Below are 25,667 nucleotides of genomic sequence, written 5' to 3'. Positions count from 1 at the left end.
GGGGGACAGGGGGCTGGCCCCCTGGCGGGGTCTGGGGCGGAGCCCCAGGGGACGGGAATGGGTAAGGGCGGCGGGGGCGAAAGAAACCGGGCCTCAGCCCAGCCTCGCCTCCAGTTCCGCCACGATCTCGTTCACGCGGACGGCCACCTGCTCCCCGGACTCCATGTCCTTGAGCTGGACAACCCCCTCGGAGAGGTCCCGCTCGCCCGCGACGATCGCGTACCGCGCCCCACTCCGGTTGGCGCTCTTCATCGCGCCCTTGAGTCCCTTCCCGCCGAACGAGAAGTCCGCCGCGACCCCGACCTTGCGCAGCTCGGTGACCACCCCGAAGAGCACCCGCCGGGCCTCCTCACCGAGCGGTACCGCGAACACGCTGGTGGACGCGGGCAGTTGGAGCTCGACGCCCTCCGCCTCCAGGGCGAGGACCGTGCGGTCGACGCCCAACGCCCAGCCGACGGACGGCAGGGCGGGACCGCCGATCATCTCGGAGAGACCGTCGTAGCGGCCGCCGCCGCCCACCGCGGACTGCGAACCGAGCCCGTCGTGCACGAACTCGAAGGTGGTGCGCGTGTAGTAGTCCAGCCCGCGCACCAGCTTCGGATCGTCCTCGAAGGAGACCCCCGCGGCCGTGATCAGCTCACGCACCTCCTCGTGGTACGCCTTGCACGCGTCGCACAGATAGTCACGCAGCAGCGGCGCCCCCACGAGCTGCTTCTGTACGTCGTCCCTTTTGTCGTCGAGTACCCGAAGAGGGTTGATCTGGGCGCGGCGCAGCGTGTCCTCGTCCAGTTCGAGCCCGCCCAGGAAGTCCTGCAGTGCGGCCCGGTACACCGGACGGCACTCCTTGTCGCCCAGCGAGTTGAGCAGGATGCGGAAGTCGCGCAGGCCCAGCGAGCGGTACGCCCGGTCCGCCAGGATGATCAACTCGGCGTCCAGGGCGGGGTCCTCGGCGCCGATCGCTTCCGCGCCGACCTGCGAGAAGTGGCGGTAGCGGCCCTTCTGGGGGCGCTCGTAGCGGTAGTACGAGCCCGAGTACCACAGCTTGACGGGGAGGTTGCCCGCCTTGTGGAGGTTGGCCTCCAGCGCCGCGCGCAGGACGGACGCGGTGCCTTCGGGGCGCAGCGCCAGCCTGTCGCCGCCCTTGGTCTCGAAGGCGTACATCTCCTTGGTCACGATGTCGGTGGACTCACCGACCCCGCGTGCGAACAGTTCGACGCTCTCGAACCCGGGCGTCTCGATGTAGCCGTAGCCGGAGTTCCGCAGCGGCGCGGCGATCGCCTCGCGCACGGCGAGGTACTTCGCGCTGTCCGGCGGAATCAGGTCGTACGTGCCCTTGGGGGCCTTGAAGGTGCTCACGGAAGTCTCGTCACATTCCTCGTCGCGGAGCGGAGCTCTCGTCCACGCTGTGTCCTTGCCGGGCTGCCGCCACCTGCCGCAGATACGGGTTGGTGGCACGCTCCTGGCCGATGGTGGTCTGCTGAAGATGGCCGGGCAGAACCACGGTCGAGTCGTCGAGCGGCAGGCACACGCGAGCCAGCGACGCGAGCATCTCGTCCATGTCACCGCCAGGCAGGTCGGTGCGTCCGATGGAGCCGGGGAAGAGCAGATCCCCGGAGAAGAACACGGACGGGATGTCCGCGCTCTCGGGCATCTGGAAGGTCACCGACCCCTTGGTATGGCCGGGCGCGTGCGCGACGGACAGCTCCAGGCCCGCGAGCTGCAGCTTCGCGCCGTCGGTCAGCTCCTTGACGTCGTCCGGCTCCCCCACCGTCAGCTCACCGATCAGCGGCATTCCGATGGAACGGCCGAGCGCCTTCTCGGGATCGCTCATCATGTACCGGTCCTCGGGGTGGATCCATGCCGGCACGTCGTGCGCTCCACACACGGGGACGACGGACGCCACATGGTCGAGGTGGCCGTGGGTGAGGATGACCGCGACGGGCTTGAGTCGATGCTTCTTGAGCGCTTCCTCGACGCCCGGGGCCGCTCGATGGCCCGGGTCGATGATCACGCACTCCTCACCCGCGGCGGGGGCGACCAGATAACAGTTGGTCTCCCAGGCGCCGGCGGGGAACCCGGCAATGAGCACGATCGTCCTTCGGTATGTCGTACGGGGGCGGGTGACTGTGGACCAGAGCCTACCGGCGCTGCCGGAACCACAGCGAACCCATATACGGTACGGGGCAACACGCAGGCGGTCTGCTCACAGGCCCCACGCGTCCCACTCGACGTACGAGACGCATGAGGAGAGAACCCGGTGGTCAGCCAGGAGCAGCGGAAGCGGCAGCTCGCACGGGAGAAGTTCCTGCGGCAGCAGCAGCGGCGTACGGCCGCGCGACGCAAGACACGTATGCGCAACGCGGTGGTCGCGTCGGTCCTCGGAGTGGTCATCGTCGGCAGCATGGTGTCGTACGCGACCGGTGTCTTCAAGAACGACGACGACCAGGCCAAGGCGAGCGCGGAGGCGACCCCGAGCGCCCAGCCGACCAGCAAGGCGCCGGACCCCTGTGAGAAGCCCGCGGCGGGCAAGGTGAAGTCGCTCAGCTACAAGAAGGAGCCGGCGGTCACCATCGACAAGTCGGCTGACTACACCATGAAGCTGCAGACCACCTGCGGCACGATGGACATCGAGATGCCGGCCTCCAAGGCCCCGCACACGGTGAACTCGTTCAACTTCCTGGTGGGCAAGGGCTATCTGGACCACACCAAGTGCCACCGGCTCACCACCCAGGGCATCTACGTGCTCCAGTGCGGCGACCCGAAGGGCAACGGCACGGGCGGACCGGGCTACACGATTCCGGACGAGAACCTGAAGGACACGCGTCTGAAGGGGAACATGTATCCGGCGGGCACGGTGGCCATGGCCAACCAGTACAACGCCCAGACGAAGCAGGGCCGCAACAGCGGTGGCAGCCAGTTCTTCCTCGTCTACCAGGACAGTCAGCTGCCGCCCGACTACACACCGTTCGGAACGATCTCCAAGGATGGCATGAAGGTCCTGAAGAAGATCGCGACCGCCGGCGCCGAGCCCGCCGACCCCACGACGGGTAACACCGCGCCGAACGCGACCGTTGTGATCAACAAGGCGACCGTGACGAAGTCCTGACCGCCAACAGCGGATTTCGGTCGCGCGGGATGCGGACAGCCGCCCCGCCGGTCGCCTATGTTGGCCGTGACGAAACTGTGGACGATGCCCGGGGGTACAGCAGCCCCACGCAGGCATCATGTGGAGGAGGCGCTGTGAGCAGCGACCCGTGGGGCCGCGTCGACGAGACGGGGACCGTGTACGTGCGTACGGCCGACGGCGAGCAGGTCGTCGGTTCCTGGCAGGCCGGATCTCCCGACGAGGCACTGGCCTACTTCGAGCGCAAGTACGAGGGCCTGGTCGTGGAGATCGGCCTCCTCGAACGACGAGTGAAGACCACCGACCTGTCGGCGAAGGACGCCCAGGCAGCCATCGACCACATCCGCGAGCAGGTCGACGCGCACCACGCGGTGGGCGACCTCGACGCGCTCCGGACCCGGCTGGACAAGCTCGTGGAGACCGTCGAGGCACGCCGTGAGGAGCGCAAGGCCCAGCGGGCGAAACAGTCCGACGAGGCCCGGCACGCCAAGGAGGAGCTGGTCGCCGAGGCGGAGCAGCTGGCGCAGTCCGACCAGTGGCGGGCGGCCGGTGAGCGGCTGCGTGCCCTGGTGGACACATGGAAGGGTCTGCCCCGGCTGGACCGCAAGTCGGACGACGAGCTGTGGCACCGCTTCTCGCACGCCCGCTCGGCGTTCTCCAAGCGCCGCAAGGCGCACTTCGCCGCGCTGGACGCGCAGCGCGAGGAGGCCCGCAAGACCAAGGAGAAGCTGGTCGGGGAGGCCGAGGCGCTGTCCGGCTCGACGGACTGGGGTCCGACGGCGGCGCGCTACCGCGAGCTGATGGCGGAGTGGAAGGCCGCCGGCCGCGCCCAGCGCGAGCACGAGGACGACCTGTGGAACCGCTTCCGCGGCGCCCAGGACGTCTTCTTCGCGGCGCGCAGCTCGGTCTTCGCCGAGCGGGACGCGGAGCAGGCCGAGAATCTCAAGCTCAAGGAGGAGCTGGCCCAGGAGGCCGAGAAGATCCTCCCGGTGACGGACCTGAAGGCTGCGCGTGCGGCCTTCCGCTCCATCAACGAGCGCTGGGAGGCCATCGGGCATGTGCCGCGCGACGCCCGCCCGAAGGTCGAGGGCCGGATGCACGCGGTCGAGCGGGCCATCCAGGAATCCGAGGAGGCCGAGTGGCGCCGGACGAACCCGGAGGCACGGGCTCGTGCCGAGGGGCTGACCGGTCAGCTGCAGGCCGCCGTGGACAAGTTGCAGGCGCAGATCGAGGCGGCTCGTTCGGCCGGCAACACGTCCAAGGCCGACAAGCTCCAGAAGGAGCTCGATGGACGCCAGGCGCTGCTGGACCAGGCCCTGAAGGGGCTGCAGGAGTTCGGCGGCTGAGGTTTTCCGCGTCTACGTAGAGGGGGCTTCCGTACGGAATGTACGGAAGCCCCCTCTACGTAGTGGCTCAGGTGGTGCCTGCGCGGTGGTCGGTCACGGCCTGCGCGCCGATGTCACCCGGTACACGTCGTACACGCCCTCCACTCCCCTGACCGCCTTCAGGACGTGCCCCAGGTGCTTGGGGTCACCCATTTCGAAGGTGAAGCGGGAGGTGGCGACGCGGTCGCGGGAGGTCTGGACGGCCGCGGAGAGGATGTTGACGTGCTGGTCCGACAGGACGCGCGTGACGTCCGACAGGAGGCGCGAGCGGTCCAGGGCCTCGACCTGGATGGCGACCAGGAAGACCGAGGACTGGGTCGGCGCCCACTCGACGTCGAGGATGCGCTCCGGCTCCCGGGACAGGGAATCGACGTTGACGCAGTCGGTGCGGTGAACCGAGACGCCGCTGCCGCGCGTGACGAAACCCATGATGGGGTCGCCGGGGACCGGCGTACAGCAGCGGGCCAGCTTGACCCACACGTCGTCGACGCCCTTGACCACGACGCCCGGGTCGGCGTTGGAGCGGCGTTTGCGGCCGCGTCCGCGCGCGGGCGGGACGCTCTCGTCGATCTCCTCGGTGGCGGCCTCCTCGCCGCCGAGCGCCTGGACGAGCTTCTGCACGACGTTCTGCGCGGCCACATGGCCCTCGCCGATCGCCGCGTACAGGGACGAGATGTCGGGGTAGCGCATCTCGTGCGCGAGCGTGACGAGCGAGTCACCGGTGAGGATGCGCTGGATCGGCAGGTTCTGCTTACGCATGGCACGCGCGATGGCGTCCTTGCCGTGCTCGATCGCCTCGTCGCGGCGCTCCTTGGAGAACCAGGCGCGGATCTTGTTGCGGGCCCGCGGTGACTTGACGAAGCCCAGCCAGTCGCGGGAGGGGCCCGCGCCGGCCGCCTTGGAGGTGAAGACCTCCACCAAGTCGCCGTTGTCCAGGGTCGATTCGAGCGGGACGAGCCGTCCGTTGACCCGCGCTCCTATGGTCCGGTGACCCACCTCGGTGTGCACGGCGTAGGCGAAGTCCACCGGTGTCGCCCCCGCGGGGAGCGCTATGACGTCGCCCTTGGGGGTGAAGACGAAGACCTCGTTGCGGGACAGGTCGAAGCGCAGGGACTCCAGGAACTCGCTGGGGTCCTCGGTCTCCTTCTGCCAGTCCAGCAACTGGCGCAGCCACGCCATGTCGTTGACGGCGTCCTTGTCCTTGCCCAGGCTCTTGGGCGCGTCCGTGCGCACCTTGGAGGCGCCTGCGGAGGGCTCCTGCTTGTACTTCCAGTGCGCGGCGATGCCGTACTCGGCGCGGCGGTGCATGTCGAACGTACGGATCTGGAGTTCGACGGGCTTGCCGTTGGGCCCGATGACCGTCGTGTGCAGCGACTGGTACATGTTGAACTTGGGCATCGCGATGTAGTCCTTGAACCGGCCGGGGACCGGGTTCCATCGCGCGTGCACGGTGCCGAGGGCGGCGTAACAGTCCCTGACCGTGTCGACCAGGACGCGGATACCCACCAGGTCGTAGATCTCCGCGAAGTCACGGCCGCGGACGATCATCTTCTGGTAGACGCTGTAGTAGTGCTTGGGGCGGCCGGTGACGGTCGCCTTGATGCGGGCGGCGCGCAGGTCGGCCTGGACCTCGTCGGTCACTATGGCGAGGTACTCGTCGCGCTTGGGAGCGCGCTCGGCGACGAGACGGACGATCTCGTCGTACATCTTGGGGTAGAGGATCGCGAAGGCGAGGTCCTCCAGCTCCCACTTGATGGTGTTCATGCCCAGGCGGTGGGCCAGCGGCGCGTAGATCTCCAGCGTCTCGCGCGCCTTCTTCTCCTGCTTCTCGCGCTTGAGGTAGCGCATGGTGCGCATGTTGTGCAGGCGGTCGGCGAGCTTGATGACCAGGACGCGGGGGTCCTTGGCCATGGCGACGACCATCTTGCGTACGGTCTCGGCCTGGGCTGCCTCGCCGAACTTGACCTTGTCCAGCTTGGTGACGCCGTCGACGAGGAGGGCCACCTGGTCACCGAAGTCGCGGCGGAGCTGCTCCAGGCCGTACTCGGTGTCCTCGACCGTGTCGTGCAGCAGGCCCGCCATGAGCGTGGCCGGGTCCATGCCGAGCTCGGCGAGGATCGTGGTGACGGCGAGCGGGTGCGTGATGTACGGGTCGCCGCTCTTGCGCTTCTGGCCGCGGTGCCAGCGCTCGGCGACCTGGTAGGCGCGCTCGACCTGGCGGAGCGTGGACGTCTCGATCTTCGGGTCGTTGCTGCGCACTATCCGCAGCAGCGGCTCCAGGACCGGGTTGTAGGGGTTGGAGCGCTGGACGCCGAGACGGGCGAGACGGGCGCGTACGCGGTTGGAGGAGCCGCCGGAGCGGGTGGGCTGGCCGGCCGCCGGGCGGACCGCGGGGGTGGTCGCGGGCGCGGGCTTGGACGTGGGGTTCGGCGTGGGCGCGGTCCTGGACCTCTCGGGCTCGGGAGGAGGGGGCTTGGGACGCGACTGCTCTGCCGCCTTGTCGCCGGGCGCGGACTGGGCGTGCTCCACTGGCCCGCGCGCGTCGTTCTTCGCGGGCGTGGCCGCAGGGCCCGAAACCTTGTCGGGCTTGGCGGCGGTGAGTGGCTGGGCCTCGTCTGGCAAGAGGGCTCCTCGTGCGCGATCCGGGTCCCCCGGTCAGGCTCCGGAGACCCCATGGTAGCGATCCTCGGCCTCGGACTCGCCTTCGGCCGGTGAGACGGCCTTGTACTGGAGGAACGCCAGAGGCGGGCACCGGATTCCTCCGGGCCCGCCTCCACGGCGTCCTACAGGTGCATCAGGCCTTGCGTACAGCTTGCCCCAAGGGTGCCTCAAGAGTGTGGCCGGGGCCTCGCTCAGACCTTGAGGAGCGCCTCCAGGGGCGCGCCCGCCAGGGACGCCGCCAGCCGGCCCCGGCCGCCGAGGAAGCCGAGCTCCATCAGGACGGCGACTCCGGCCACCTCGGCACCGGCCCGGCGGATCAGCTCGAGCGAGGCCTCGGCGGTGCCGCCGGTGGCGAGGACGTCGTCGACGACCATGACGCGGTCGCTCGCGGCCAGGTCCTCGGCGTGCACCTCGATCTCGGCCGAGCCGTACTCCAGGTCGTACGCCTGGCTGAGCGTCGCGCCCGGGAGCTTGCCGGCCTTGCGGACGGGGACGAAGCCCAGTCCGGCCCGGACGGCGACGGGGGCCCCGAGGATGAACCCGCGGGCCTCCAGACCGACGATCTTCGTTGCGCCGTTGCGGACACTGATCTCGGCCAGTGCGTCGGTGAGCGCCGTGAACGCCGCCGGATCGGCCAGGAGCGGGGTGATGTCCTTGAACATCACACCCGGCTCCGGGTAGTCGGCCACGTCACGAATACGGCTGAGGAGCAGCTCTTCGATGTCGGTCATCGGCGCTTCCCCGAGGGGCGCCCACGGCCGCGGGTGCGGGACGAGGGCTGCGAACGCTGACCGCGAGGTCCGACGACCGCGGGCGCCGCGTCCTCAGGGTCCTCGTCGTCCTGCGACCCGAGGAGGACCGGGGCTTCCTGGGACTCGCCCTTCGCGGCGGCCGAGGCCCGCTTGGCGAGCACGCGCTTCTTGAGGGCCTTCATCTGCGGCTCGCGCTCCTTGAAGTCGGCGACGAGCGGCGTGGCGATGAAGATCGAGGAGTACGCACCGGCCGCGAGGCCGACGAACAGCGACAGCGAGATGTCGTTGAGCATGCCCGCGCCGAGCACACCGCCACCGATGAACAGCAGGCCCGCGACCGGGAGCAGCGCGACCACCGTGGTGTTGATGGAACGCACCAGGGTGCTGTTGATCGAGCGGTTGGCGACTTCGCTGTACGTCCAGCGGGTCTGTTTGGTGAGGTCCTTCGACTGCTCCTTGAGACTGTCGAAGACGACGACCGTGTCGTAGAGCGAGTAACCGAGGATGGTCAGCAGACCGATCACCGTGCCGGGCGTGACCTCGAAGCCGACCAGGGCGTAGATGCCGACCGTGATGGTGATGTCGTGGACGAGTGCCACCAGTGCGGCCAGGGCCATGCGCCACTCGAAGGCGATCGCCAGGTAGATCACGACAAGGATCATGAAGATCGCGAGGCCCTGCCATGCCTTGTTGGCGATCTGCTCGCCCCAGCTGGGTCCGACCAGGTCGGCGGCGATGTTCTCCGAGTCGACCTTCAGGTCCTTGGAGAGTTCCGCCTTGATCTGATCGGACGTGCTCGGGTCGACACCGGCGATCTGGATGCGCAGCCCGCCCGAGCCCAGCTTCTGGACGATCGCGTCGTGGCCGGACGCCTTCTCCGCGTACTCCTCCCCCTTGGACGCCGAGATGCTGGTCTTCGGGGTGGTGAAGACGGCACCGCCCTCGAACTCGATGCCCATGTTCAGGCCGCGCACCCCCAGGCCCAGGATGGCCGTGATGGTGATCAGGATCGAGACGCCGTACCAGATCTTGCGCTTGCCGACGAAGTCGTAGCCGACCTCACCGCGGTAGAGACGGGCGCCGAGGTTGCCGAGCTTCGACATCTCACGCCTCCTTCGGGTCGACGGGAGCGGACACGCGACGGGAGCGGCGCAGCGGTGGCTTGGCCCCGAGGCGCTTCGGGTCCAGGCCGGACCAGCTGTGGCCGCCTGCGAAGAACTTCTTGCGGGCGAGGATCGTCATCAGCGGCTTGGTGAAGAAGAACACCACGACCACGTCGAGCAGCGTCGTCAGACCCAGGGTGAACGCGAAGCCCTGGACCTTGCCGACGGTGACGATGAAGAGCACGGCGGCGGCGAGGAACGACACGAAGTCGGAGACCAGGATGGTGCGCCGGGCGCGCGGCCAGCCCCGCTCGACCGCGGGCCGGAGCGTACGGCCCTCGCGGACCTCGTCACGGATGCGTTCGAAGAACACGATGAACGAGTCCGCCGTGATACCGATCGCGACGATCGCACCACAGACGGCCGGCAGGTTCAGCGCGAAGCCGATGGTCGGTCCGAGCAGCGACATGATCACGTACGTCAAGACCGCCGAGACCAGCAGCGAGGCGATGGCGATGAGGGACAGGCCGCGGTAGTAGAGCACCAGGTAGATGACGACCAGGGCGAGGCCGATGGCGCCGGCGATCAGACCGGCCTCCAGCTGCTCGCCGCCGAGGGCGGCGGTGACGGTGGTGACGCTCGCCTCCTTGAAGGTGAGCGGGAGGGCGCCGTAGGACAGGATGTTCGCAAGATCCTCGGCGGACTGCTGGGTGAAGCCACCGGAGATCTGGGCGTTACCGCCGGTGATCGCCGAGTTGACCGACGGAGCCGAGACGATCTCACCGTCGAGCACGATGGCGAACTGGTTCTTCGGCGGTGCCTGGCCGACCAGCTTGCCGGTGACGTCGGCGAACTGCTTGGCGCCGGTCTTGTCGAAGTCCATCTGGACGATCCAGCCCTCGCCGGTCTGGGTCTGGAAGACGGCACTGGCGTCGGAGACCTGCTCACCCTTCACGGCGACGGGGCCGAGCACGTACTTGTACTGGGACTTCGGGTCGCAGGCGACGACGGGCTCGGAGTTCTCCGCCCGGCCGGCCTTCTCGCTCGCCGCGGCGCGGCCCTTCTTCGTGGCACAGTCCAGCGCGTCGAGCTGCTTCTGGAGGTCGGCGGCGACGCCGGTCGCAGCATCGGCAGGCGGCGAGGCGTTGCCGCTGGGCGTCGTGGAGGGGGTCGGGGATGCCTTGGCGTCGTCCTTCGCAAGGCCTTCCGTGACCGCGCGGCCCTGGGTGCTGGCCGTGGCGGAGGGGGTCGGCGACGCCGACTTCCCGGTGGCAGAAGGCGACGCCTTCCCCGAGGGGGTCGGCGACGGAGAGGTTCCGGGATCCTTGCCGCTGTCCGCGCCAGAGCCCGTCGGCGCTCCGGTCAGAACCGGACGGAAGTAGAGCTTGGCGGTGGTACCGACCTGCTCCCGGGCCTGCTTGGAGTTCGTGCCCTTGGGGATGTTGACGATGATGTTGCGATCGCCCTGGGTCTGGACCTCCGCCTCGGTGACGCCCAGACCGTTGACACGGCGGTTCATGATGTCGACCGCGGTGTTCATGTTGGTCGGGTTGATCGCGTTCTTCTGACCCGGCTCGTTCTGTGCCTCGAGCGTGATGCTCGTGCCGCCGGCGAGGTCGATGCCGAGGCGCGGCGTCGTGTGTCCGGAGGCGAACATGCCACCGGTGAGCGCCACGATGGCGATCAGGATCAGGACCAAGGTGCGCCCCGGCCTGCCCTGGGCGCCCTGCTTTCGGCCCTTCTTAGGTGCTGCCACCTTCACGTTCTCCCTCTTCGTCCGCACGGCGTCGAGGCGCCTGCGCGGACGACCACGAAATGGTGTCGAGTCTCCGCGCGAAGCCACACGATCCGGGGACCGCGGAGTGCGTCGCTCGCACTCCGCGGTCCCCGGTCATGACTACTTCGCTTCGGACTCGCCGTCGGACTTCTTCAGCTCTGCGTCATCGGCCTTCTTCGGCTCCTCGTCGGCGGGCTCGTCGGCCGCCTCCTTCTTGCCGAGGTCGATGGGCGTTTCGTCGGAAGAGTCGGCGGACTCGTCGGTCTCGGTGAGGGAGGAGGCGTCGTCCGGGACGATGGCCTGGTCGGACTTCAGGTCGTGCTCGATGCCGTGGACGATGCGGTTGTACTCGTCGTCGGAGAGGACGGCACCAATGGCGTTCTTGGCGAAGAGCAGGTCGACGCCCGGACCTGCGTCAAGGAGGACCGTGTCCTCGTTGACCTCCTTCACCGTCGCGTACATGCCACCGATCGTGCGGACGCCGGAGCCAGGCTGCATGTCGTTGCGCATCTGCGCAGCCGCTTGCTGCTTCTTCTTGGCCGACCGGGTCATCAGGAACATGGCCCCGATGAGCACGATGAACGGGAGGAGGGTCACGAGACTCACGGGTCGGAACTTCCTTCATTCGACCGCGTTGCTGAGCGGCCTGATGGATGGGGGTATGTGCGCCGCCGACAAAGGCGGCATCGGCGGAGTCTAAGCGAGTCCGCACTCATGGAACAACGCTCAGCATCGCACCGTGGTTCCTGGCCCGGCGAATGCCCGGGCCGTCACGCCCCGAACAGGTCCTGTTGTCCGGTTCCACCGGTTGACGGGCCGGGCCTGGTGAGGCCGAAATGAGCCCATGCGGCCGGTGTGGCCACGCGGCCGCGGGGGGTGCGGGCCAGCAGTCCCTCCCGTACGAGGAAGGGCTCGGCGACCTCCTCGACCGTTTCGCGCTCCTCCCCCACGGCGACCGCGAGCGTGGACAGGCCGACCGGGCCGCCGCCGAACAGCTTGAGCAGGGCTTCGAGGACCGCACGGTCGAGGCGGTCGAGTCCGCGGTCGTCCACCTCGTACACGGCGAGGGCCGCCGCGGCGATGTCCCGGGTGATGACGCCGTCGGCCTTGACCTGGGCGTAGTCGCGCACGCGGCGCAGCAGGCGGTTGGCGATCCGGGGTGTGCCGCGGGAGCGGCCGGCGATCTCGGCGGCGCCCTCGGTACCGATCTCGAGGTCGAGCAGGTGCGCGGAGCGATGGATGACGCGCTCGAGCTCGGCGGGCTCGTAGAACTCCATGTGCGCGGTGAAGCCGAAGCGGTCGCGCAGCGGGGGCGGCAGCAGTCCCGCGCGCGTGGTGGCGCCGACCAGCGTGAACGGCGGCAGTTCGAGCGGGATGGCGGTGGCGCCGGGGCCCTTGCCGACGATGACGTCGACGCGGAAGTCCTCCATCGCCATGTAGAGCATCTCCTCGGCGGGCCGCGACATCCGGTGGATCTCGTCGAGGAAGAGGACCTCGCCCTCCTGGAGGGAGGAGAGGATCGCGGCGAGGTCGCCGGCGTGCTGGATGGCGGGGCCGCTGGTGATGCGGATCGGGGCGCCCATCTCGGCCGCGATGATCATCGAGAGGGTGGTCTTGCCGAGGCCGGGGGCGCCGGAGAGCAGTACGTGGTCGGCGGTGGCGCCACGCGCGCGTGCCGCGCGCAGGACGAGGTCGAGCTGCTCGCGGACCTTCTCCTGTCCGATGAACTCGTCCAGGTCCTTGGGGCGCAGCGCCGCTTCGACGGCCTGGTCCTCACGGTCGGCGGACGCGCCGACGAGCCGCTCGTCGGCGGTCGCGTCGGTCGTGTCGTCCCAGTTCACTGTGGCTCTCCTCGCTGTGGCTCTCCTCGCGGAGCGTGCCGTGTGCGTCTTCGTTCCTTCGGACGGGCGTGGGGTCGGCCGCGCTCCGCGGTGCGGCGGCCGTCTCCTTCAAGGGGCCCGCTAGCGCGCTCTGTTGAGAGACTGCAGGGCCGCCTTGAGCAACTGGCTCACCTGGGGCGCCGCTTCGGACGCCTCGGCCTGGGGTGCGACGGCGGAGACCGCCTCGTCGGCCTCCCGCGTCGCGTACCCAAGTCCGATGAGCGCGGCGTGCAGTTGCTCGCGCCAGCCGGCCGTGACGGCCGTGCCGATGGCCGGGCCGCCCGTGCCGAGAGGCTCGCCGAGGCGGTCCTTGAGTTCCAGAAGGAGCTTCTGGGCGCCCTTCTTGCCGATGCCGGGCACGGCCGTGAGCGCCTTCTCGTCACCGGTCGAGACGGCTCGGCGCAGCGCGTCCGGGCTGTGCACGGCCAGCATCGCCTGGGCGAGCCGGGGGCCGACGCCGCTCGCGGTCTGCAGCAACTCGAAGATCTGCCGCTCGTCGTCGTCCACGAAGCCGTACAGGGTCAGCGAGTCCTCCCGTACGACGAGGGAGGTGGCCAGTTTCGCCGGCCTGCCCGTGCGGAGCCCGGACAGTGTGTTGGGTGTGCACTGGACGGCGATGCCGATGCCACCCACTTCGACCACCGCGGAGTCGGGGGCGAGGGCGGCGACCGGGCCGCTGACGAAGGCGATCATCGGGTGGCCTTTCGGGCGAGTGTCTGTTGCCTGACCCGCTGCTGGGCCTGTGCCTGCGCCTGGCGGGCCTGCGCATGGGCCTGTTGGAGGCGGTTGGTGGCCGGGGCGCGCCAGATGTGACAGATGGCGAGCGCGAGGGCGTCGGCGGCGTCGGCGGGCTTCGGCGGTGCGTCGAGCCGGAGCAGGCGCGTGACCATGGCGCCGACCTGGGCCTTGTCCGCGCGACCGGTGCCGGTCACCGCCGCCTTGACCTCGCTGGGCGTGTGCAGGGCGACGGGCAGGCCGCGACGGGACGCGCAGAGCATGGCTACGGCGCTGGCCTGGGCGGTGCCCATGACCGTACGGACGTTGTGCTGGCTGAACACCCGCTCCACGGCGACGCATTCGGGCTCGTGCTCGTCGAGCCACTGCTCGAGGCCCTGCTCGATGGCGACGAGGCGGTGGCCGATGTCCGCGTCCGCGGGTGTCCGCACGACCCCGACGCCGACCATGGTCAGAGGGCGCCCGGCGACGCCTTCGACGACGCCGACGCCGCAACGGGTCAGCCCCGGGTCCACACCCAGCACACGCATCCGGTACCTCCCTCCGCGGCTGAACCGCCGCCGCTCTCGCGGAGCTGGTTGAGCGCCATCTGCGTTCCTCAATTGATGGTTGGGGTCCGTGGTGGCGATCTTTGACTGACGTCAGGCTATCCGCTGCCGCTGACAACAACGGCGGGCCGGGGGTTGTGTCCCACCGGCCCGCCAAAGTACGCGGTCTGCGCCCCGCTCAGGCGCTGGCCTTCTCCATGACCTCGTCGCTCACGTCGAAGTTGGCGAAGACGTTCTGCACGTCGTCGCTGTCCTCGAGGGCGTCGATCAGCTTGAAGATCTTCTTGGCGCCCTCTTCGTCGAGCTCGATCTGCATGGTCGGGACGAAGTTGGCCTCGGCGGAGTCGTAGTCGATGCCGGCGTCCTGGAGGGCGCTGCGGACCGCGACCAGGTCGGTGGCCTCGCTGAGCACCTCGAAGGACTCGCCCAGGTCGTTGACCTCCTCGGCGCCCGCGTCGAGCACGGCACCCAGGACGTCGTCCTCCGCCAGCTCGCCCTTGGGGACGATGACAACGCCCTTGCGGTTGAAGAGGTACGAGACGGAGCCGGGGTCGGCCATCGAGCCGCCGTTGCGGGTCATGGCGACGCGTACGTCGGAGGCGGCGCGGTTGCGGTTGTCGGTGAGGCACTCGATGAGCACCGCGACACCGTTCGGTCCGTAACCCTCGTACATGATGGTCTCGTAGTCGGCGCCCCCGGCCTCGAGACCCGCACCGCGCTTGACGGCGGAGTCGATGTTCTTGTTGGGGACCGAGCTCTTCTTCGCCTTCTGGATGGCGTCGTACAGCGTCGGGTTGCCGTCCGGGTCGGCACCGCCCATGCGGGCCGCGACCTCGATGTTCTTGATCAGCTTCGCGAAGAGCTTGCCGCGCTTGGCATCGATCACGGCCTTCTTGTGCTTCGTCGTGGCCCATTTAGAGTGGCCGGACATCTGCCTGTCTCCTTCGCGTAACCCATCTCTGTACGAACGCCAGAGATCCTACAAGGACTCCGCTGTCCGGTTGGCGCGCACCATGTCGACAAACAGCCCGTGCACGCGGTGATCGCCGGTCAGTTCCGGGTGGAACGACGTGGCGAGCGCGCGGCCTTGGCGTACGGCGACGATGTGGCCGTCGTGCTCGGCGAGGACCTCCGCCCCGGCACCGACGGACTCGACCCAAGGGGCGCGGATGAAGACGCCTTCTACAGCATCGCCCTCGACGCCCTTCACGTCGACCGCCGCCTCGAAGGATTCGTTCTGCCGTCCGAAGGCGTTGCGGCGCACGATCATGTCGATGCCGCCGACGGTCTCCTGACCCGACCGCGGGTCGAGAATCTTGTCGGCGAGCATGATCATGCCCGCGCAGGTGCCGTAGACGGGCATTCCGGCCCGTACGCGCGCGCGGAGGGGCTCCATCACGCCGAAGAGGACGGCCAGTTTGGAGATGGTGGTGGACTCACCGCCGGGGATGACCAGACCGTCGACCTCGGCGAGCTCCTCGGGGCGCCTCACCTCCCTGGCCACGGCGTCGGCCGCGGCCAGGGCGATCAGGTGCTCCCGTACGTCGCCCTGGAGGGCCAGGACGCCTATGACGGGGGTGTCGCTCATCTACGTAGTGCCTGCCTTGTGCACGTAGGTGTGTGCGGGCGCGGTGCGCGTCCCGCACGGTGGCGATGGCGTCGGCGGGTGCTTACCAGCCGCGGTTCGCGTAGCGCTCGGCCTCGGGGAGGGTGTCGCAGTTGATGCCGACCATGGCCTCGCCGAGGTTGCGGGAGGCGTCCGCGACGATCTTGGGGTCGTCGTAGAAGGTGGTGGCCTTCACGATGGCGGCGGCTCGCTTGGCCGGGTCGCCCGACTTGAAGATGCCGGAGCCCACGAAGACGCCCTCGGCGCCGAGCTGGCGCATCAGAGCGGCGTCGGCGGGGGTCGCCACACCACCGGCGGAGAACAGCACGACCGGGAGCTTGCCGAGCTCGGCGACCTCCTTGACCAGCTCGTACGGGGCGCGCAGCTCCTTGGCGGCGGCGTACAGCTCGTTGTTGTCGTAGCCGCGCAGCCTGGCAATCTCGTTCTTGATCTGGCGCAGGTGGCGGACGGCCTCGACGACGTTGCCCGTGCCGGCCTCGCCCTTGGAGCGGATCATGGCCGCACCCTCGGCGATGCGGCGCAGGGCCTCGCCGAGGTTGGTGGCACCGCAGACGAAGGGGGTCGTGAACGCCCACTTGTCGGAGTGGTTGACCTCGTCGGCCGGGGTGAGGACCTCGGACTCGTCGATGTAGTCGACGCCGAGGGACTGCAGGACCTGGGCCTCCACGAAGTGGCCGATCCTCGACTTCGCCATCACCGGGATGGACACGGCCTCGATGATGCCCTCGATCATGTCCGGGTCGGACATGCGCGCCACGCCGCCGTCCTTGCGGATGTCCGCGGGGACCCGCTCCAGGGCCATGACGGCGACGGCGCCCGCGTCCTCGGCGATCTTCGCCTGGTCCGGGGTGACGACGTCCATGATCACGCCGCCCTTGAGCTGTTCGGCCATGCCGCGCTTCACGCGCGCCGTGCCGGTCGCAGGGCTTTCAACGGGCTGGGCGGAGTTGGGGAGCGTGTTGGACACGGATTGACCTCACTCGGGGGAAGAGAGTTTCTGCAGCCATGAGGAAACGCGAGAGAACCAGGCCACAGCAAGAGCCAATGGGGAGGCGGTGGCATGTTTTCGGGGCGCGCGGCCCGGCATGGGGGCTTGACCTGGTGTTTCGCCCCCGCCGCCCCTACCCGTTCCCTCCCTGGGGGCTCCGCCCCAGACCCCGCTCCTCAAGCGCCGGAGGGGCTGAAGCATTCGAGCCGAGGCCGGCATCAATCAGCCCGTCCGGCGTTTGAGGACGAGGCCGTTCAGGCCGATAGCGGGGGTCTGGGGGCGCAGCCTCCAGGATGAGGATGGGACGGGTAGGGGCGGCGGGGGCGAGGAAAACCCACCCCTACCCCGAGCGATCGGCCAGCGCTGCCGGAGGCTCGTCGTCCATTTCGAAGGCCATCGGAAACGGAGCGTGACCGGCCAGGCGGAACCAGCGGACCTTGCGATGGCGGCGCAGTGCACGAGCCGCGCGTACGGCGTCGTTGTGGAAGCGCCGGGCCATCGGAACCCGGCGGACCGCCTGGGCGAGCTCACGCGCGGCATCCTCGCCGCCGGGGGCTTCGCGTACCGCCTCGACCTGCTGAGCCTCCCCGAAGATGGCCCGCAGAGTCTCGCTGAGGTCGCTCTCGGCGACCTCCCGGTGCTCCTCCTCGGCCTGCCGAGCCGCATGCGCCGCTTCGTAGAGCACGATCGAGGCGGCCGGGTCGAGCACTCCGGAGGTGGCCAGTTCCTGGGCGACCGAGGCACGCCGCAGGAGTTGCGCGTCCAGGGCGGCGCGCGCGGCGTCGATCCGGGCGTGCAGCCGGTCGAGTCGGCCCGCGGTCCAGCTCAGGTAGAGGCCGATCGCCACAAGGGCGACCACGATCCAGATCAATGTGGAGGTCACGGGCGCACAGGCTACCGGTGCGGGACGAAGCCTCCGGCACGGCCCGGGGCCACGCCGGGATCAGCTTCCCCAGCCCGGGTCGTCAGTCCCTCGCCAGCCCCAACCGCGCCCGCAGCCCGCTGCGTTCGTCGGCGGCGACCGCGGCCGCCCCGTCCGTGACCGTCTCGTACACCGAGAGAATGTCCGCCCCGACCGTCGACCAGTCGAAGCGGCGCACATGCGCGCTGCCCCGCTCGCGCAGCTCCGCGCGACGGCCGGAGTCGGCGAGCAGACGTACCGCCGAGGCCGCCAGGGCGTCCGCGTCCTCGTTGGCGAAGAGCTCCCCCGCCGCACCCTTGTCGAGGACCTGGGCGAAGGCGTCGAGATCGGAGGCGAGTACCGGCGCTCCCGCCGACATGGCCTCCACCAGGATGATCCCGAAGCTCTCCCCACCGGTGTTCGGAGCGACGTACAGGTCGACGCTGCGCAGGAACCGCGCCTTGTCCTCATCGCTGATCATGCCGAGGAACTCGACGTGCGAACGCAGTTTCTTGGGAAGCGTCTCGACGGCCTCCTCCTCGTCCCCGCGGCCGGCGACCAGGAGCCGGCTGCCCGGCCGCTCCGCGAGGATCTTCGGCAGGGCCTTCATCAGGACGGGCAGGCCCTTGCGGGGCTCGTCGATGCGGCCCATGAAGCCGATGGTCTCGCCCTGCCACTCGGCCTTGGGTTCGGCCTTCGCGAAGAAGTCGACGTCGACGCCGTTGGGGATGACGACCGCGTCGCCGCCCAGGTGCTCGACGAGTGTGCGCCGCGCGTACTCGCTCACCGCGATCCGCGCGCTGATCTTCTCGAGGGCCGCCTGGAGGATCGAGTACGCGGCGACCATGGCCCGGGAGCGCGGATTGGACGTGTGGAAGGTGGCCACGATCGGCCCCTGCGCCGCCCAGCACGCCAGCAGGCCGAGCGACGGCGAGGTCGGCTCATGGATGTGGATCACGTCGAACGTGCCGTCGTGCAGCCAGCGCCGCACGCGCGCGGCCGACAGGAACCCGAAGTTCAGCCGGGCCACCGACCCGTTGTACGGCACCGGAACCGCGCGCCCCGCGGAGACGACGTACGGCGGCAGGGGGGTGTCGTCATCCGCCGGGGCCAGGACGGACACCTCGTGCCCGAGGCGGATGAGGTGCTCCGCCAGATCGCGGATGTGGAACTGGACGCCGCCGGGCACGTCCCAGGAGTACGGGCAGACGATGCCGATTCTCACGGGCGCTCCCCGTCCGTAGGCTCGGGTCGGGGTTCCAGGTCAGCGAGCCACAAGCGCTGGAGCATGTGCCAGTCCTCCGGATGGTCGGCGATACCCGTGGCGAAGGCGTCGGCCAGCGCCTGCGTCATGACAGACGTCTTCTCGGCCCGGGTACCTGTCTCGGGGACTTCGATGGGCGGATACACCCGCCCCTGCATCACCGGCGAGTCGTCGTACCAGAGCGTCACCGGCAGCAGCAGTGCGCCCGTCTGCTGGGCGAGCAGGGCAGGGCCCGCGGGCATCCGAGTCGTCTCGCCGAAGAACTTGACCTCGACTCCGGAGGCGGACAGGTCACGGTCCGCGACCAGGCAGACCAGGCCGCCGTCGCGCAGCCGGCGGGCCAGCGTGCCGAACGCGGAGCCGCCGCTGTGCGGCAGGACCTCCATGCCGAGGCCCTCGCGATAGGCGACGAAGCGGTCGTACAGCGCCTCGGGCTTGAGTCGCTCCTGCACGGTGGTGAACGGGGTCTCCAGCTTGGTGGTGACCCAGGCGCCCGCGAGGTCCCAGTTTCCCAGGTGCGGCAGCGCGAGGATGACGCCCTTGCCGGAGGCGAGCCCGTCCGTCAGATGGTGCAGGTCCCTGGCGGCGAAGCCGGACTTGATGCGCTCTTCGCTCCAGGCGGGCAGCCGGAAGGACTCCATCCAGTAGCGCAGATAGGAGCGCATACCCGCCCGGGAGAGCTCGGCGAGCCGCTCCGCGGTCGCGTCGCCCAACACGCGCGCGTAGTTGGATTCCAGGCGGCGTACGCCCTTGCCGCGCCGCTTCCAGGTGATGTCGGCGATGGTCCGGCCGAGCCGCACGGCGGCCGGCTCGGGGAGCTTCTTGACGGCGCTCCAGCCGAGGGCGTACAGCCCGTCCGTCAGCCGCCCCCGCAGGCCGCTCATGACGTGGCCTCACGGCTCGGGGAGCTGCCCGGGGCGCTGCCCTGGGTGCTGCTCCGCGGGGTGCCCTGGGAGGCGTTCCCGGGGCTTTTGTCCCGCCCGTTGTCCCGCCCGTTGTCCCGCCCGTTGTCCCGACCGTCTTCCCGACCGTTTTCCGCGGCGTTCTCCTGGGCGGCCGCGGCGTCCGCCTCCGCGGACTCCCTGCGCACCGTGACCACCCGCTGGATCAGCGTGACGACACTGCCGACGGCGACGATCCACAGCGCGATGGGCAGCAGCACGTCGATGCCGGGCACGCCGAACTTGTGGAAGCCCGCGAGACCGGCCGCGACCAGCGAGATCACCAGGCGCTCGGCCCGCTCGACGAGCCCGTTGACGGCGACCGGCAGGCCGATCGACTCACCGCGGGCCTTGGTGTACGAGACCACCTGGCCGCTGGCCAGGCAGAAGATGGAGACGGCGCAGAGCACGTTGTCGTTGCCGCCGCCCGCGTACCAGAGCGCGAATCCGCCGAAGATCGCGCTGTCGGCGACGCGGTCGAGGGTCGAGTCCAGGAAGGCGCCCCAGCGGCTGGAGCGGCCCATTTGGCGAGCCATGTTGCCGTCGACGAGGTCCGAGAACACGAACAGCGTGATGACGATGGTGCCCCAGAAGAACTCGCCGCGGGGGAAGAAGACCAACGCGCCCGCGATCACTCCCGCCGTGCCCAGGAGCGTGACCGTGTCGGGGCTGACGCCCCGCCGGATCAAAAACGCGGCGAACGGCGTGAGGACACGCGTGAAGAATGCACGCGCGTACTTGTTCAGCATGGCCTTCCCGAGGGTCGGTGTGGCCGCGCGGCCCCTGCTGGCCACCCGGCGGGCCCATCGTAGCCACGCGCGCGTGTGGGCGACGGGCGGGCACCTGTGGACCACGATCGCGTCCGTTGTATGGACGCGCCGTGACGTGAGTGGAAAGCTCGAAAGGACCGCGGGCGTCAACGGAGCCGCCACCGCACGCGGATCCGCATGTCCGCGCCCACAATGACCTCACCGTGCACGGGAGGCAAGGCCATGGGCGACAAGGCGAATGCACACCCCGGAGCCGCCGGCAGGGCTACGGCGGCCGACCACCCCGCGTCCGTACGGAATGTGGTGCTGGTCGGCCACTCCGGATCGGGCAAGACGACTCTGGTGGAGGCTCTCGCGCTGACCGCGGGAGCGGTGAACCGGGCGGGCCGCGTGGAGGACGGCGGCACCGTCTCCGACTACGACGAGATCGAGCACCGGCAGCATCGGTCGGTACAGCTCTCCCTGGTGCCCGTCGAATGGGACGGACACAAGATCAACATTCTGGACACCCCCGGCTATGCCGACTTCGTCGGGGAACTGAGGGCCGGTCTGCGAGCGGCGGACGCGGCCCTTTTCGTTGTCTCGGCCTCGGACGGGGTGGACGGCTCGACCCGCATGGTGTGGGAGGAGTGCGCGGCGGTCGGTATGCCTCGGGCCATCGTGATCACCCACCTCGAAGCGGCCAGAGCCGATTTCGAGGAGATGACACGCAGCTGCGCGGAGGCCTTCGGCGGCGACGACCCGGACGCCGTACTGCCCCTGTATCTGCCGCTCCACGGCGCGCCCGGCCCCGACGGCCACGCGCCCGTGACGGGTCTGACCGGGCTCCTGTCCCAGCGGCTGTACGACTACGCCTCCGGGGAGCGCAAGGAATCCGAGCCGGGCCCCGACCAGCTGCCGTTCATCGAGGAGGCCCGCAACCGGCTGATCGAGGGGATCATCGCCGAGAGCGAGGACGAGACCCTCATGGACCGCTATCTCGGCGGTGAGGAGATCGACTTCAAGACGCTCGTGGAGGACCTGGAGCGGGCCGTCGCGCGCGGGAAGTTCTTCCCCGTGCTGGCTGCCGCGCCGGCGGCCGAGGGCGCCAAACAGGGCCTGGGCACGGTCGAGGTGCTCGAGCTGGTCACCGGCGGCTTCCCGACGCCGCTGGAGCGACCGGCACCGACGGTCACCACGCCGGACGGCAAGGCGCGCGAGGTCAAGGCCTGCGATCCGAACGGTCCACTGGTCGCCGAGGTCGTGAAGACGGCGAGCGACCCCTACGTGGGCCGCGTCTCCCTCGTCCGGGTCTTCTCGGGCACCCTGCGCCCCGACCAGACGGTGCACATCTCCGGGCACGGGCTGACCGACCGCGGGCACGAGGACCATGACGTCGACGAGCGCATCGGCGCCCTGTCCGCCCCGTTCGGCAAGCAGCAGCGCGCCCTCACGCACTGCATCGCCGGCGACCTGGCGTCCGTGGCCAAACTCAACCGCGCGGAGACCGGCGACACGATCTCCGCGAAGGACGACCCGCTGCTCATGGAGCCGTGGGAGATGCCCGATCCGCTACTGCCGCTCGCCATCCACGCGCACAGCAAGGCGGACGAGGACAAGCTCTCGCAGGGTCTGAGCCGGCTGGTCGCCGAGGATCCGACGATGCGGCTCGAACAGAACCAGGACACTCACCAGGTGGTCCTGTGGTGCCTGGGCGAGGCCCATGCGGACGTCGCCCTGGAGCGGCTGCGCAGCCGGTACGGCGTCCGGGTCGACGTCGTACCGCACAAGGTCTCCCTACGGGAGACGTTCGCCGCCCCGTCGGCCGGGCGCGGCCGCCATGTGAAGCAGTCGGGCGGGCACGGGCAGTACGCGATCTGCGAGATCGAGGTCGAGCCACTGCCCGGCGGCTCCGGCATCGAGTTCGTGGACAAGGTCGTCGGCGGCGCCGTGCCCCGGCAGTTCATCCCGTCCGTCGAGAAGGGCGTACGCGCCCAGGCCGCCAAGGGTGTGGCCGCGGGCTATCCGCTGATCGACATACGGGTCACCCTGCTCGACGGCAAGGCGCACTCGGTGGACTCGTCCGACGCCGCGTTCCAGACGGCCGGCGCGCTCGCCCTGCGCGAGGCGGCGTCCGACGCCCGGATCCATCTCCTGGAGCCGGTCGCCGAGGTGACGGTCCTCGTCGGAGACGAGTACGTGGGCGCCGTGATGAGCGACCTGTCCGGGCGGCGCGGCCGCGTCGTCGGCACCGAGCAGGCGAGCGGCGGACGGACGCTCGTACGGGCCGAGGTCCCCGAGATCGAGATCGGGCGGTACGCGATCGATCTGCGCTCTCTCTCGCACGGCACCGCACGGTTCAACCGCAAGTACGCGCGGCACGAGCCGATGCCGCCGCAGCTCTCCGACAAGATCCGTGAACAGGCCGAGGGAGCCCAGTAGTTGTTGTCCACAACGGTCGGCGGACGGCACGAGCCGTCCGCTGACGATTGTCGGTTCCGGGGGATACTCTGAGATCCTGATCAAGACGATGACCTGATCAACAGGTGTGCGGAGCACGGAAGTCGGGAAAAGCCGCAGCAGCGGAGCACAGCGGCGATGGGGGCGGTCAGTGGCGGACGAGGGATTCGATTTCAGGCCCGGGGCACAAGTCCCGCTCTCGGGTGCCGCGGGACAGACAGCGGCGACGTTCGCCCTGGCATCGGCGGCGTACCGGGACAACGAGGTCGCGGAGATCCTCAAGGCCAACAACGAATGGCACAAGTCGACCGTGAAACCGGGCCCCAAGTGGGCGACGATCTTCGCGCCCAACCTGGGCGAGGCCTTCGCGCGGGCCGTGCAGCTGCGGATGCTGGGCGGCGGCCGCAAGCCGCTCATTCAGTCGTTCGGTACGGAGCCGCAGGTCATCGTCGAACACTGCCTGGCGGCGAATCGCATCCGCAAGGAACGTGACAGCTGGCTCACGGCCGTGATGGTGCTGACGGGGCTGATCTTCCTGCCCGGCCTGCTCGTCTGGCTGCTGGTCTTCCAGGTGCGCCGGGTGATCGCCAAGGCCACGGACAAGCGCGCGTCCGCCCTCGCCACCACCCTCCTGATCGGCGTGGCCGCGCTCGCCGTGATCTTTCTGATCAAGATGCCGTTCACCGGCTTCTGGGCCTGGTACGCGCGCGCGGCGGTCGTCGCCCCCGTCGCCGGCTGGTTCTGGGCGAAGGAGATCTGCGAGCGCACGGCCAGGGATCTGCGCGAGCGCTGGGACAGTCTGCTGGCCGGCGGTGGCATCGGCGCCAAGATTCCCGAGGCGGTGCCCGGCAGTCCCGGCGAGACCGCGGCCGAGCGGCTGCGCCAGGGTCTGGCCCGGCTCACCGCCGAGCAGCAGTCGAACTCGGTCTTCTACGCGGGCCCGAAGGGCATACTCGGCATGGGCACGCGCTGGGGCAGTTGGCAGCTCGCCGAGGACCTGGTGCCGGCCGACGCCGACAAGGAGATTCATCCGTTCCGCAGCTGGGACGTCGTGCGGTCGATCCACGATCAGCTGCGCATGCTGGAGCGTGGCCCCCTCAACACGGGTGGTTTTCCGAAACCCTCGATAAAGCACTGGGTGGTCACACCGATCGGTGAGAACGCCAAGGCGGTGTCCCGGCCGGGTGGTACGGACGTGGACGCCTACCAGGTCAAGACCCATGCCATCCAGGACATCTGCAACAAGCAGCAGTTCGGCAGCGGCGACCGGCACTACCTCGGGGTCCAATGGACCCTCTGGGACGGTCAGTTGATCATCACCATGCTGATCACGGTGACCGTGCTGCACGAGACGCTGCGGATCGAGGTCACCGGGCATGCCCTGGGGCCCGTGCACTCCCTCTTCACTACGAAGCCCGAGGCCAAGACCAAGGAGGTCGCCAAGACCATCAAGTTCTGGGAGACCCGCACGCAGAAGCTGCCGCTGGTCGACGCCGACGAGGTGGTACGGCTCGCCGTGCGCGCCCCCTTCACCTGGTACCCGCCGATCCTGGACTGGCTCGGCGGCAAGCTCGTCCTCCCCGAGCCCTTCGGGCTGCGCCACGCCTGGGCCGACCAGCCCTGGCGCCATCGCTTCATGGCCGATGACGCCCTGCGCGCCGCGACGCCGATCCTCCGCGTCGTGCACGCGGCAGCGATCCGCGTCCTCAACGAGAACGGCGTGGACACCGAGAAGTTCGGCACCCGCTCGGCCTTCCTCAGCACGGCGGTCCAGGACGCTTCACCTCGAAAAGCCGACCTCTACGACGCGTAGGCCTCCGGCGGTTCAGCGGGGCTCGGCGGGCCGGAGGCCCATGGATCCCGGGGCTCCCGGCCTCGTGGCTCCGGGCCCCTGCACGAACAGGGTCGTCTCTCGGCTGCGGGTCGTCTGTGGCTGGTCTCGCAGTTCCCCGCGCCCCTAAAGGGGCGCACCCCCACTCACCCGCGGTTGGTCACCGGCGGGAGGGGGCGTGTGCCGGTGCGTCATCGGCCGTCGCGTACGGCTTGTCTCAGGAAACCCGCACCGACTTACCCAACCCGGGCCGTACGCCCCCGCGGCGACGGGCGGACGCACCGGCACACGACCCCGACCCACCCACCACCCCGAGCGAGACGACAGGGGCTAAGGCGTCGTCGGCCACGTCTCCGCGAGCATCTTGCGGGTGTCTGCGAGGAGCTGGGGCAGGACCCTGGTGTGGCCGACGACGGGCATGAAGTTGGTGTCGCCGCCCCAACGGGGCACGATGTGCTGGTGGAGGTGGGCCGCGATGCCCGCGCCCGCGACGGTGCCCTGGTTCATGCCGATGTTGAAGCCGTGCGCGCCGGACGCGGTGCGCAGGGCGGTCATCGCCTGCTTCGTGAGCTCGGCGAGTTCGACGGTCTCCTCGGCGGTGAGGTCCGTGTAGTCGGCGACGTGCCGGTAGGGCACGACCATCAGGTGGCCACCGTTGTACGGGTACAGGTTGAGCACCGCGTAGACCTGCTCACCCCGCCTGATGATGAGCCCGTCCTCGTCGGACTTCGCCGGTATCGAGCAGAACGGGCAGCCGTCGCCGGCCCCCGGGCCGGTGGGCTTGTTCTCACCCTGGATGTACGCCATCCGGTGGGGCGTCCACAGACGCTGGAACGCGTCCTGAATTCCCACCCCGATCTGCTGCTCCGGCTCACTCGTCATGTGGTGCAGCATATGGCGTCGCGGCCCGGAGACGGCAAAGGCCCCCGGGGCAGCCGACC

General features: G+C 69.6%; 21 protein-coding genes and 1 pseudogene. 4 read left to right on the top strand and 18 right to left on the bottom strand.

What is annotated here, in order from left to right; translation table 11 throughout:
- Nucleotides 1–93: 93 nt before the first annotated feature.
- Nucleotides 94–1,356 (bottom strand): histidine--tRNA ligase, encoded by a 1,263-nt coding sequence (hisS, locus tag FGD71_RS23560; RefSeq protein ID WP_119102497.1) that lies wholly within the window; start codon nucleotides 1,354–1,356, stop codon nucleotides 94–96.
- Between the two features lie 10 nt (nucleotides 1,357–1,366).
- Nucleotides 1,367–2,089 carry an MBL fold metallo-hydrolase gene (locus FGD71_RS23555; protein ID WP_119102496.1) on the bottom strand — a complete coding sequence of 241 codons (723 nt, stop codon included), beginning with the start codon at nucleotides 2,087–2,089 and terminating at the stop codon, nucleotides 1,367–1,369.
- Between the two features lie 168 nt (nucleotides 2,090–2,257).
- Here FGD71_RS23555 and FGD71_RS23550 point away from each other — a divergent pair, with 168 nt between their 5' ends.
- Complete coding sequence (locus FGD71_RS23550; protein WP_119102495.1) at nucleotides 2,258–3,106, top strand: peptidylprolyl isomerase; 849 nt, start codon at nucleotides 2,258–2,260, stop codon at nucleotides 3,104–3,106.
- A 134-nt stretch (nucleotides 3,107–3,240) separates the two neighbouring features.
- Complete coding sequence (locus FGD71_RS23545) at nucleotides 3,241–4,470, top strand: DUF349 domain-containing protein (RefSeq protein ID WP_119102494.1); 1,230 nt, start codon at nucleotides 3,241–3,243, stop codon at nucleotides 4,468–4,470.
- Nucleotides 4,471–4,563: 93 nt separating this feature from the next.
- Here the strand turns inward: FGD71_RS23545 and FGD71_RS23540 are convergent, their stop codons facing one another.
- The 15 genes and pseudogenes from FGD71_RS23540 to pgsA form a co-directional block, all read right to left on the bottom strand.
- The gene (locus FGD71_RS23540) at nucleotides 4,564–7,131 is read right to left on the bottom strand and encodes a RelA/SpoT family protein (RefSeq protein ID WP_119102493.1); all 2,568 of its coding nucleotides are present in this window, start codon (nucleotides 7,129–7,131) and stop codon (nucleotides 4,564–4,566) included.
- Between the two features lie 230 nt (nucleotides 7,132–7,361).
- Nucleotides 7,362–7,901 carry an adenine phosphoribosyltransferase gene (locus FGD71_RS23530; RefSeq protein WP_119102492.1) on the bottom strand — a complete coding sequence of 180 codons (540 nt, stop codon included), beginning with the start codon at nucleotides 7,899–7,901 and terminating at the stop codon, nucleotides 7,362–7,364.
- On the bottom strand, nucleotides 7,898–9,025 hold the full coding sequence (gene secF, locus FGD71_RS23525; protein ID WP_119102491.1) for a protein translocase subunit SecF: 1,128 nt from the start codon (nucleotides 9,023–9,025) through the stop codon (nucleotides 7,898–7,900). The genes FGD71_RS23530 and secF overlap by 4 nt, the downstream gene beginning before the upstream one ends.
- A gap of 1 nt (nucleotide 9,026) precedes the next feature.
- Complete coding sequence (gene secD / locus FGD71_RS23520; protein ID WP_119102499.1) at nucleotides 9,027–10,781, bottom strand: protein translocase subunit SecD; 1,755 nt, start codon at nucleotides 10,779–10,781, stop codon at nucleotides 9,027–9,029.
- A 141-nt stretch (nucleotides 10,782–10,922) separates the two neighbouring features.
- Nucleotides 10,923–11,408, bottom strand: coding sequence for a preprotein translocase subunit YajC (gene yajC, locus FGD71_RS23515; protein WP_119102490.1), 486 nt, complete (start codon nucleotides 11,406–11,408; stop codon nucleotides 10,923–10,925).
- A 164-nt stretch (nucleotides 11,409–11,572) separates the two neighbouring features.
- Complete coding sequence (gene ruvB, locus FGD71_RS23510) at nucleotides 11,573–12,643, bottom strand: Holliday junction branch migration DNA helicase RuvB (RefSeq protein ID WP_119102489.1); 1,071 nt, start codon at nucleotides 12,641–12,643, stop codon at nucleotides 11,573–11,575.
- Nucleotides 12,644–12,763: 120 nt separating this feature from the next.
- On the bottom strand, nucleotides 12,764–13,375 hold the full coding sequence (gene ruvA / locus FGD71_RS23505; protein WP_119102488.1) for a Holliday junction branch migration protein RuvA: 612 nt from the start codon (nucleotides 13,373–13,375) through the stop codon (nucleotides 12,764–12,766).
- On the bottom strand, nucleotides 13,372–13,947 hold the full coding sequence (ruvC, locus tag FGD71_RS23500) for a crossover junction endodeoxyribonuclease RuvC (RefSeq protein WP_119102487.1): 576 nt from the start codon (nucleotides 13,945–13,947) through the stop codon (nucleotides 13,372–13,374). The genes ruvA and ruvC overlap by 4 nt, the downstream gene beginning before the upstream one ends.
- Nucleotides 13,948–14,143: 196 nt before the next feature.
- Nucleotides 14,144–14,896 carry a YebC/PmpR family DNA-binding transcriptional regulator gene (locus FGD71_RS23495; protein WP_119102486.1) on the bottom strand — a complete coding sequence of 251 codons (753 nt, stop codon included), beginning with the start codon at nucleotides 14,894–14,896 and terminating at the stop codon, nucleotides 14,144–14,146.
- A 48-nt stretch (nucleotides 14,897–14,944) separates the two neighbouring features.
- A complete protein-coding gene (pdxT, locus tag FGD71_RS23490) occupies nucleotides 14,945–15,553 on the bottom strand; it encodes a pyridoxal 5'-phosphate synthase glutaminase subunit PdxT (RefSeq protein WP_119102485.1) in 609 nt (202 codons plus the stop codon).
- A gap of 82 nt (nucleotides 15,554–15,635) precedes the next feature.
- Complete coding sequence (pdxS, locus tag FGD71_RS23485; RefSeq protein ID WP_240436726.1) at nucleotides 15,636–16,484, bottom strand: pyridoxal 5'-phosphate synthase lyase subunit PdxS; 849 nt, start codon at nucleotides 16,482–16,484, stop codon at nucleotides 15,636–15,638.
- 436 nt (nucleotides 16,485–16,920) lie between these two features.
- Nucleotides 16,921–17,463, bottom strand: a complete 543-nt coding sequence (locus FGD71_RS23480; RefSeq protein WP_119102483.1) for a LemA family protein — start codon at nucleotides 17,461–17,463, stop codon at nucleotides 16,921–16,923.
- Between the two features lie 82 nt (nucleotides 17,464–17,545).
- On the bottom strand, nucleotides 17,546–18,706 hold the full coding sequence (locus FGD71_RS23475) for a glycosyltransferase family 4 protein (protein ID WP_119102482.1): 1,161 nt from the start codon (nucleotides 18,704–18,706) through the stop codon (nucleotides 17,546–17,548).
- Nucleotides 18,703–19,629, bottom strand: coding sequence for a phosphatidylinositol mannoside acyltransferase (locus FGD71_RS23470; RefSeq protein WP_119102481.1), 927 nt, complete (start codon nucleotides 19,627–19,629; stop codon nucleotides 18,703–18,705). Before FGD71_RS23470 ends, FGD71_RS23475 begins: the two co-directional genes overlap by 4 nt.
- A gap of 149 nt (nucleotides 19,630–19,778) precedes the next feature.
- A pseudogene (gene pgsA / locus FGD71_RS23465) lies at nucleotides 19,779–20,435 on the bottom strand (phosphatidylinositol phosphate synthase); the annotation flags it as partial.
- A 243-nt stretch (nucleotides 20,436–20,678) separates the two neighbouring features.
- Between pgsA and FGD71_RS23460 the strand changes: the two are divergent.
- Together FGD71_RS23460 and FGD71_RS23455 are read left to right on the top strand one after the other, a co-directional pair.
- Nucleotides 20,679–22,877, top strand: coding sequence for an elongation factor G-like protein EF-G2 (locus FGD71_RS23460; RefSeq protein ID WP_119102480.1), 2,199 nt, complete (start codon nucleotides 20,679–20,681; stop codon nucleotides 22,875–22,877).
- Between the two features lie 169 nt (nucleotides 22,878–23,046).
- Entirely contained in the window at nucleotides 23,047–24,708 is a 1,662-nt protein-coding gene (locus FGD71_RS23455) for a hypothetical protein (protein ID WP_119102479.1), read from the top strand.
- Nucleotides 24,709–25,056: 348 nt separating this feature from the next.
- Here FGD71_RS23455 and FGD71_RS23450 read toward each other — a convergent pair whose 3' ends face one another.
- Complete coding sequence (locus FGD71_RS23450; protein WP_119102478.1) at nucleotides 25,057–25,620, bottom strand: HIT family protein; 564 nt, start codon at nucleotides 25,618–25,620, stop codon at nucleotides 25,057–25,059.
- Nucleotides 25,621–25,667 lie beyond the last annotated feature (47 nt).

Origin of the sequence: Streptomyces sporangiiformans (assembly GCF_005768555.2) — a bacterium.
Lineage (GTDB): Bacteria > Actinomycetota > Actinomycetes > Streptomycetales > Streptomycetaceae > Streptomyces > Streptomyces sporangiiformans.
This window is presented reverse-complemented; position numbering and strand designations above follow the sequence as displayed.

What these genes read in the sequence shown, in the direction of transcription:
- FGD71_RS23530 (WP_119102492.1), bottom strand. Translation starts at nt 7,901, where the DNA reads ATGACCGACATCGAAGAGCTGCTCCTCAGCCGTATTCGTGACGTGGCC.
- secF (WP_119102491.1), bottom strand. Translation starts at nt 9,025, where the DNA reads ATGTCGAAGCTCGGCAACCTCGGCGCCCGTCTCTACCGCGGTGAGGTC.
- ruvA (WP_119102488.1), bottom strand. Translation starts at nt 13,375, where the DNA reads ATGATCGCCTTCGTCAGCGGCCCGGTCGCCGCCCTCGCCCCCGACTCC.
- ruvC (WP_119102487.1), bottom strand. Translation starts at nt 13,947, where the DNA reads ATGCGTGTGCTGGGTGTGGACCCGGGGCTGACCCGTTGCGGCGTCGGC.
- FGD71_RS23495 (WP_119102486.1), bottom strand. Translation starts at nt 14,896, where the DNA reads ATGTCCGGCCACTCTAAATGGGCCACGACGAAGCACAAGAAGGCCGTG.
- pdxT (WP_119102485.1), bottom strand. Translation starts at nt 15,553, where the DNA reads ATGAGCGACACCCCCGTCATAGGCGTCCTGGCCCTCCAGGGCGACGTA.
- pdxS (WP_240436726.1), bottom strand. Translation starts at nt 16,484, where the DNA reads ATGGCCGAACAGCTCAAGGGCGGCGTGATCATGGACGTCGTCACCCCG.
- FGD71_RS23470 (WP_119102481.1), bottom strand. Translation starts at nt 19,629, where the DNA reads ATGAGCGGCCTGCGGGGGCGGCTGACGGACGGGCTGTACGCCCTCGGC.
- FGD71_RS23460 (WP_119102480.1), top strand. Translation starts at nt 20,679, where the DNA reads ATGGGCGACAAGGCGAATGCACACCCCGGAGCCGCCGGCAGGGCTACG.
- FGD71_RS23450 (WP_119102478.1), bottom strand. Translation starts at nt 25,620, where the DNA reads ATGCTGCACCACATGACGAGTGAGCCGGAGCAGCAGATCGGGGTGGGA.